Below are 7,242 nucleotides of genomic sequence, written 5' to 3'. Positions count from 1 at the left end.
CGGGAAAGTTCATCAGCAGCACTCCGACTGGCGGGGATCATAGATCGGCCCCGCCCCGGGATGCGCCGAGGGTTCGAAAATATGGACGGTAAAGCGGTGCCGCGGACTGCGCCGCGCCGCCTCGCACAGGCTATCGAGCGCGTAGAGCCCCTTGGGGCCGCAGCCGATAATGGCAATCTCTGTCTCGCTCATGAATCCGCGGGGGCCAATCCTGCTAATGCGGTCACATCCGCCTCGCAAATCCCCAGCTCGCGCTCGACCCACTCGGGATCAAAGACGGTGCCCAGATAGCGCGAGCCGGAATCGTGGATAATCGCGGCGACGGTCAGACCGGCGAGCTCGTCCTGCATACCGCGCACGGCTTCAAGCACGCCACCGCCGGAGCCGCCGACCAGCAGCCCTTCGCGCGCAACGGCGCGGCGACACCCGGCGACGCAGGTCACATCGGAAACGCGGACGAGATCGTCGAACTCCTGCCCATTGGCCAGTTCTGGGATACGACCCGCGCCCATGCCCGAGATTTTGCGCGGGCCTGCGGTGCCGTTGAAGAGCGTGCTACCCATGGCATCCACCGCGACGACCTTGGTTTTGCGCCCCATCCGGCGCAGATAGTCGCGACATCCTCGCGCCGTGCCAGTGCTCGAACAAGCGACGAAAAGCACATCAATCTGCCCGCCAAGCGCCGCGTCAATCTCGGCGATGGTGCCGAGCTCGTGGGACTCCGGATTGTCGAGGTTGGCATATTGGTTGGGCCAGAAACGGCGGGAATTTTCCTCCAGAAGCTTGGCGACCCGATCCAGACGCGCGGCGAGGAAATCACCGTCAGGCGCGTGATCGACCAGTTCAATCTGGCCCCCCAAGGCGCGGATGATCGCCACGTTCTGGGACTGCGCATTGGGGTCAACGACGCAGATGAATTGCAGCCCATGCACTGCACAAGCTTGTGCCAACCCGATGCCCATGTTGCCGGAGGAGGATTCAACCACCGTATCGCCGGGCTTTAGGCGACCGTCCGCCAAAGCGCGTTCGATCATATGCCGCGCGGGCCGGTCCTTGGCGCTGCCCCCGGGGTTCAGCGCCTCGACTTTGGCGACCAGATTAACATCCTCGCGGTCGAGATAGCGGGGCAGGCGCACCATCGGCGTCTGGCCGATGAGGTCGAGCACATTGTCCGCGATCCGCGTGGCCGCAAAGGGCGTCGCCGTATGGGAGTGGGTCTTTACCTGAGTACGAATATTCATCTGCGCAGCCTTTCGGGAAGCCAAGTCTCACGGGCGGCGCAGGACCGCGCCGTCGCGGATCGTGTTGCGTCTCTTTCACTTCGCGCGCTGTTGAGCCCTCAGGTGGAGGGAAACGGGGTTGCGAGGAAGAGAACGATGGTCGAAATTGCTATTTTAAATTGAACCTCGTGAGCGGGATAAAGTTCCATCTTGTGTGCAACTGAGGTGAGATTGGGAGGTGGGAGGGGGTGTGTAATGGGGGCGTGGGTCGACAGTATGTTTCTCTAACCTGCGGTTTAGCGTCTTATTTGTATCAAGCCGCAGTTAGGTCGACGGTGTGCCAGCCGCCGCCGCGTCGACATTCGCGGCAATGCGCCGCAAGGTGTGGCGGGTCACGCCGGCCCAAGGCTGAACCTGCAAGCCCGCACCATATCCCCACGCCGAAGCACGCTCCACTTGAGCGGGGGAGAGCGTGGTCGTCCCCACATAATCCTGATTGCCATCGCGGATATCAGAGGGCGCGGGCACCCCATCCACATCCAGAAACGCCGCCAACCGCGCCAAGGTTGCATTGGGGTCGGCGACGAGATCTTCGTATCGGATGGTGATCACGGCATGCAGGTAATAGATGTCGCGCCGTACGATGTCATAGGCATCCAGCCAGTGATCCATCATCGCCGCGGGGTTCATGTCGACCCATTTGGAGGTGGCCGCGGCAACTGCCTCCGGATGGCGAGTGACAACCACAAACTGCGACAGGGGGAAAAGCTGCTGATACAGACGCATCCGTGTCAGGTTTACGGGCGACTTTTCGACCCGCCATGGGGCATCGTCGAAATAGGGTGCCCAGTCCCGCTCTAACCGAATTTGCGTCTCTAACCTGTCGAAATGCGATCCTTCGATATGGTGCTGCGCGGGGTCGGTGGCAAAATGCATAGGCACGCCATGCCGCGCGGTGTGGGGGATGGCGCCTTGCAGATAGACGCCCTCATTCTCCGGCACGGGGGCGGCGTTGATCGCGCTGACACCGGGCAAATCGCCGATCAGCCGCGCCACAAGGCTGGTGCCGGAGCGGTGCAATCCGCCGACGAAGATATAGCGATGTGCTGTCATGGAGGCCCCTTTGTCTTGCGAAAGTCAGGTAGGCTGTGGGGGAGGGGTGGCAAGGGACGCTATAGCAGCAGGGGTAACGGTGAAGTCGAAGCGAGGCCCGAGAACGATAGTCAAATTTGGTGGAAATTTGAAGGAGTGTGAAGGAGTGTAACGTATAAGTATCATTACGTCGCATTATGTAATATACATATTACAAATTACTCTGGATACCGATGCCTAAGCCAACACGCCCCTATTCGCCAACCGCCCGAAAGGCTGCAGAGCTTTTGGGGCTGATGATCCGCGCAGCGCGGCTAGAGCGGAACATGACCGCGCAGGAACTGGCGGAACGGGCAGGGGTGTCTCGCCCGCTGCTGTCACGGGTGGAGAGGGGCGATATGACCGTATCCCTCGGTGCCGTTTTTGAAATCGCTACCATCCTTGGCGTTCCGCTATTCGAGGAAGATGACGAACGGCTGACCACGCGGCTCGGCACCGAGCGGCGGACAAATGCGCTGTTGCGTCAGCGTGCCTTCCAGGCCAGCCGCGGGAAGATAGACAATGACTTCTGAGCTGTTGAAACCGACCAAGACCCTCTATGTATGGATATGTCTACCCATCGTAGAATATGGCTTCGCTTAGCTATCCAAAACAAATCTTAATTCCGATGGGAACCATAAGGTAACTTTACTGTTATCTTTGCGAGGCTCGCGTTTTTGCAGCTCTGAATACATCATAATTTTTGGAGGCTGATATGCGCATCATGCATATTTCGCTGGGCGGGTGTCTATCCGCTCCGCCCGTTAAGTACGGCATGACGGAAGATACCGGTGGACATATCGCCTATATCCTTGGCGCTGCGATGGCGCAGGCAAAACTCCCTGAGGTTGAAGAGGTCACGATTGTGACGCGGCTGTTTGATGCGCCGGAGTTGGGGGCTGTTTTTGCACAGGCCGAGGAAGAGATTGCGCCTAGGTGTCGAGTGGTGCGTCTGGCGTCAGATCGGGCTGAGTATTTGGAAAAGGGTGATTTGGTGGGGGAGCTTCCCTCGCTGCAAAACGCTTTGTTAGAGACGCTTGAAGCCATGGGCGCGGCGCGGCCGGATGTGATTCATGCGCATTTTGCGGATGCGGCAGAGCTGGCGCTGGCGGCGCGTGAGGAGTTCGGTATTCCGGTGCTGTATACCGCGCATTCGCTGGGGGCGGAGAAGTTGGGGCCGGGAGAAGTGGCCTCGGCCGAGTTGCAGGCGCGGATTGGGCGCGAGACGCGTGCGCTGGCAGAGGCGGATGCGATTATCGCCTCGTCGCGTGATGAAGTGGAGCGGCAGATCCCGAAGCTGGTGCCGGCTGCGGAAGGGCGCGCGCATCGGATCGGGCCAGGGGTTTGCGTAGAGAAAAAGGGCGATGCGGCGCGGGCACGGGAGATGCTGGGCGGGTTTCTGCGGGATGTGAGCAAACCCATCATCCTTGCCATAGCGCGGCCCATTCGGAAGAAGAACTTGCGGCGGTTGGTCGATGCCTATGCGTCTGATCGCACGCTGCAAGACCGCGCGAACCTTGTGATTATCGCGGGGTTGCGGGACGGCTTGGGACAGGGATGCAGCGAGCGCGATGCGGTCATCGCGGATCTGTTTGACGGGGTCGACCGCTATGATCTTTGGGGCAAGGTGGCGCTGCCGCGACAACACTCCGCCCAAGATATCAGCGACCTTTATGCGCTGGCGGCCGAGGGCGGCGTGTTCTGCAATCCGGCGTTTCACGAACCCTTTGGGCTGACCCTGATAGAGGCCGCGCAGGCGGGTGTGCCTTTGGTCGCGACGCAATCGGGCGGGCCTTCGGATATTTTGCCAGAGCTTGGCTTTGGGGCCTTGATTGACCCGTATGATACGGCGAGCTTGGCGCGCGGGCTGCGAGACGTGCTGATGGCGCCGGAGCGGGAACTGGCCGCGCGGCGGGCGCAGCGTATTGCGCGGCGGACCTATGATTGGAGGGCTTGGGCGAAGCGTACGCAAGCCGTGATGGCAGGGGTGGTGCGCAGGCCGCAGGGTCAAACCGTCGCTGTTCAACAACATGAATACCTGCTCGCCTGCGACATCGACAATACGCTGACCGGCTGCCGCAATGGTGCGCGGGCTTTTGCCCAGTGGCTCGAGCGCGAGGGGGAGCGTTATGCTTTTACCGTTGCCACCGGACGTTCCATCGCAGAGGCGCAGCGGGTGCTGGCCGAATGGGATTTGCCAACGCCTGATACGATCATCAGCTCGACGGGCACAGAGATTTGGCGCCGTACGGACAGTGGTTTTACCCTATGTGAGGATTACGCAGCGCTGATCTCGCAGGAGTGGGATGCGGCGGCAGTGCGCACGGCGTTGGAAGACACTAATGTGCATTTCCAGCCGGTCTATGACCAGCGTCGTTGGAAGGTCAGCCTGTTCGGCACCATCAGCGATGTGCCTGCGATCGAGGCGCGGTTGCATCAGACGGGGGTATTGGCGCGCATCATTCCGTCGCACGAGAAATTTATCGACATCATTCCCGTGCAGGCCGGCAAGGCCGCCGCGATCCGGTTCGAGGCGGCGCGCCGTGGCATGTCGGACGACCGCGTGATCGTGGCAGGGGATAGCGGCAATGATCTGGATATGCTGTCGCGCTTCGAGAACGCTGTGCTGCCTGCAAATGCGCTGGCGGAGCTGGATGGTCTGGCCTCGGTCTATCGTTCTTCGCTGAAACATGCGGCGGGGGTTTTGGATGGGGTGCAATATTACCGCACACCGCAGCCGATGCTGATGGCGGGCGAATAATCATGCGTGATTTTCCTGACGCTCCCCTCCGGCCCTTCGGCTATTTCGTGCATCATCAAGGGCGGGGTCACGCGGAACGCTGCGCTGCCGTCGTCAACGCGCTGCCCGCGGTGCGACCTGTGCGGATTTTCTGCGCGCGCGACGATATTTTCCCGCCGTTGCGTGAGAATGTGACGGTGCAACAGCTGCCCTCTCTGTTTGAAGCGCGGGGGGATGAGCCGCATGGTGCAGCCTTGCTCGACACACCCGACACAACCCATTGTGCGCCTGTCGGCTGGTCCGGCATTCGCGAGGCGATGGCCGCGATGGCGCAGTTCTTTACCGCTGAGGCACCGGAGCTGATGATCGTCGATGTCTCGGCCGAGGTGGCGCAGCTGGCGCGGCTCTGCTCGGTGCCGCATGTCAAAATCCTCCAGCATGGCGACCGCAGCGATGTGGGGCATCGTGCCGCCTATGACGGCGCCGCGGGGTTGCTCGCCCCGTTCCATGCGGATTTGGCGCAGCCGCAGTGGGCCGCTTGGGCGGAGAAAACCCACTATGCTCCCGGTCTGGGGGTGAATGTATCGCTGCCCAAACCCGAAGATGCCCGCGGGACGCTGAAGCTGGGTAATCGCCCCATGGCGCTGGTGGTGTGTGGTGGTGGAGGCAATGGCATTTCCGAGGCCGCCTTGGGCGTCGCCGCGCGCAGCTATCCGCAGATGGACTGGATCACCATCGGCGAGGTGCAGCGCGATTGGCATGCGACTTTGCCGCCGAACCTGATGCATAAAGGCTGGGTCGACAACGCGCCCGACTATATCGCAGCGGCGGATCTGGTGATCTCGTCCACGGGCAATACGACCTGTGCCCAAGTGCTCACCGCTGCGAAGCCGTGGATTGTGGTGCCAGAGTGGCGCTATTTCGATGAACAAGTCGAGAAAGCCCGCGCCTTGGGCCAAGCGGGTGCCGCGTTGCATTTGCCACATATGCCAAGCTCTGCCCATGCCTGGCGAGCCGCGATTGAGCAAGCACAGAGCCAGCATGATCCCGTGCGGCAACGTGCTTTGGCAGGGGGCAGTGACGCGGCGACCCGCGCCGCGCAGTGGCTCAATAGTCTGGCGGACCAACTCTGGGACCGCCCGGAAATTTCAACATCTTTAAAGGAGATTCACCATGCGTGACGTATCCGTTCTGACCATCGCCCGTGGCCGCGAGGCACACTTGCACAATGTTATCCGCGGCTTGGTTGCGCAAACAGTGCCCCCATGCGAGCTGGTGATCGCCGCAATGCAGGATGAGCTATACGACGGGCTGCCTGACGCGCCCTTTCCCATCCGTCAAATCCAGGTCACCCGCCCCGATGGGGAGCTTCCCCTCGCCGCCGCGCGCAATGCGGTGGCAGCCAAGGCACGCGGTGCCGTTCTGGCCTTTGTCGATGTCGATTGCATCCCGCATCCCGCGCTTGTCGCCGATGTGGCAGAAGCATGCCACGATGGCCGCGGGCTGGTGATGGGCGAGGTCGCCTATCTTCCCAAAGGGGCGACGGAGGGGGACCTCAATTTCGACCATTTCGACAAGATCGGCGTCAAACACTCCGACCGGCAGGGGCCCCCGGCGGAGGGTCTGCGCTATTGTGAGGATTACCGCTGTTTCTGGTCGCTCAACTTCGCCATGCACCGCGCCGATTGGGCGCGCAGCGGCGGGTTTGACGAAGGCTATTTCGGCTATGGCGGCGAGGATACAGACTTTGGCCGTGTGCTCGACGCGCGTGGGATCGACATCTGGTGGATGAAGGGGGCCAAGGTCTATCACCAATATCACGACCACTGCATGCCGCCGATCCACCATGTAGAAGCCGTGGTGCGCAACGCCGAGTATTTCGCCACCCGCTGGGGGCATCGCACCATGGGCCATTGGCTGCACGCCTTCCATCTGATGGGGCTGATCGACAATAGCGACGATGCGCTGACCATCCTGCGCGCACCGAATGATGCGGATTTCCAGATGTGCCGCCAGACCGGCGATATGCCCTACGCCAACAGCCGCCGGGTAATGGACAAGCTGCTGCGCGATCTGGATACCGAGGAAGAGCGCCGCGCGGCCGCCCAAGCGGGCGAAGACCGCATCTCTGCCATTGCGGCGGAGTAACCT

7 protein-coding genes are annotated in these 7,242 nt (G+C 61.5%); 4 read left to right on the top strand and 3 right to left on the bottom strand.

The window, feature by feature from the left end; all coding sequences use genetic code 11:
- Window positions 1-12: 12 nt before the first annotated feature.
- The 3 genes from EE36_RS17180 to EE36_RS17170 form a co-directional block, all read right to left on the bottom strand.
- Window positions 13-192: an FAD/NAD(P)-binding protein gene (locus EE36_RS17180; protein ID WP_005854471.1), complete on the bottom strand. Its 180-nt coding sequence runs from the start codon at window positions 190-192 to the stop codon at window positions 13-15.
- Window positions 189-1,241: a 2,3-diaminopropionate biosynthesis protein SbnA gene (gene sbnA, locus EE36_RS17175; protein WP_005854469.1), complete on the bottom strand. Its 1,053-nt coding sequence runs from the start codon at window positions 1,239-1,241 to the stop codon at window positions 189-191. The genes EE36_RS17180 and sbnA overlap by 4 nt, the downstream gene beginning before the upstream one ends.
- A 303-nt stretch (window positions 1,242-1,544) precedes the next feature.
- Window positions 1,545-2,333 (bottom strand): sulfotransferase, encoded by a 789-nt coding sequence (locus EE36_RS17170; RefSeq protein ID WP_005854468.1) that lies wholly within the window; start codon window positions 2,331-2,333, stop codon window positions 1,545-1,547.
- Window positions 2,334-2,545: 212 nt separating this feature from the next.
- On the opposite strand from EE36_RS17170, the gene EE36_RS17165 reads away from it, so the two are divergent.
- The 4 genes from EE36_RS17165 (at window position 2,546) to EE36_RS17150 (ending at window position 7,239) form a co-directional block, all read left to right on the top strand.
- On the top strand, window positions 2,546-2,884 hold the full coding sequence (locus EE36_RS17165) for a helix-turn-helix domain-containing protein (RefSeq protein WP_254655611.1): 339 nt from the start codon (window positions 2,546-2,548) through the stop codon (window positions 2,882-2,884).
- A gap of 182 nt (window positions 2,885-3,066) precedes the next feature.
- Window positions 3,067-5,112 (top strand): HAD-IIB family hydrolase, encoded by a 2,046-nt coding sequence (locus EE36_RS17160; RefSeq protein WP_254655610.1) that lies wholly within the window; start codon window positions 3,067-3,069, stop codon window positions 5,110-5,112.
- A gap of 2 nt (window positions 5,113-5,114) precedes the next feature.
- Window positions 5,115-6,272, top strand: a complete 1,158-nt coding sequence (locus EE36_RS17155) for a glycosyltransferase (protein ID WP_005854463.1) — start codon at window positions 5,115-5,117, stop codon at window positions 6,270-6,272.
- A complete protein-coding gene (locus EE36_RS17150) occupies window positions 6,265-7,239 on the top strand; it encodes a glycosyltransferase family 2 protein (RefSeq protein WP_005854461.1) in 975 nt (324 codons plus the stop codon). Before EE36_RS17155 ends, EE36_RS17150 begins: the two co-directional genes overlap by 8 nt.
- Window positions 7,240-7,242 lie beyond the last annotated feature (3 nt).

The organism is Sulfitobacter sp. EE-36, assembly GCF_000152605.1.
Lineage (GTDB): Bacteria > Pseudomonadota > Alphaproteobacteria > Rhodobacterales > Rhodobacteraceae > Sulfitobacter > Sulfitobacter pontiacus.
This window is presented reverse-complemented; position numbering and strand designations above follow the sequence as displayed.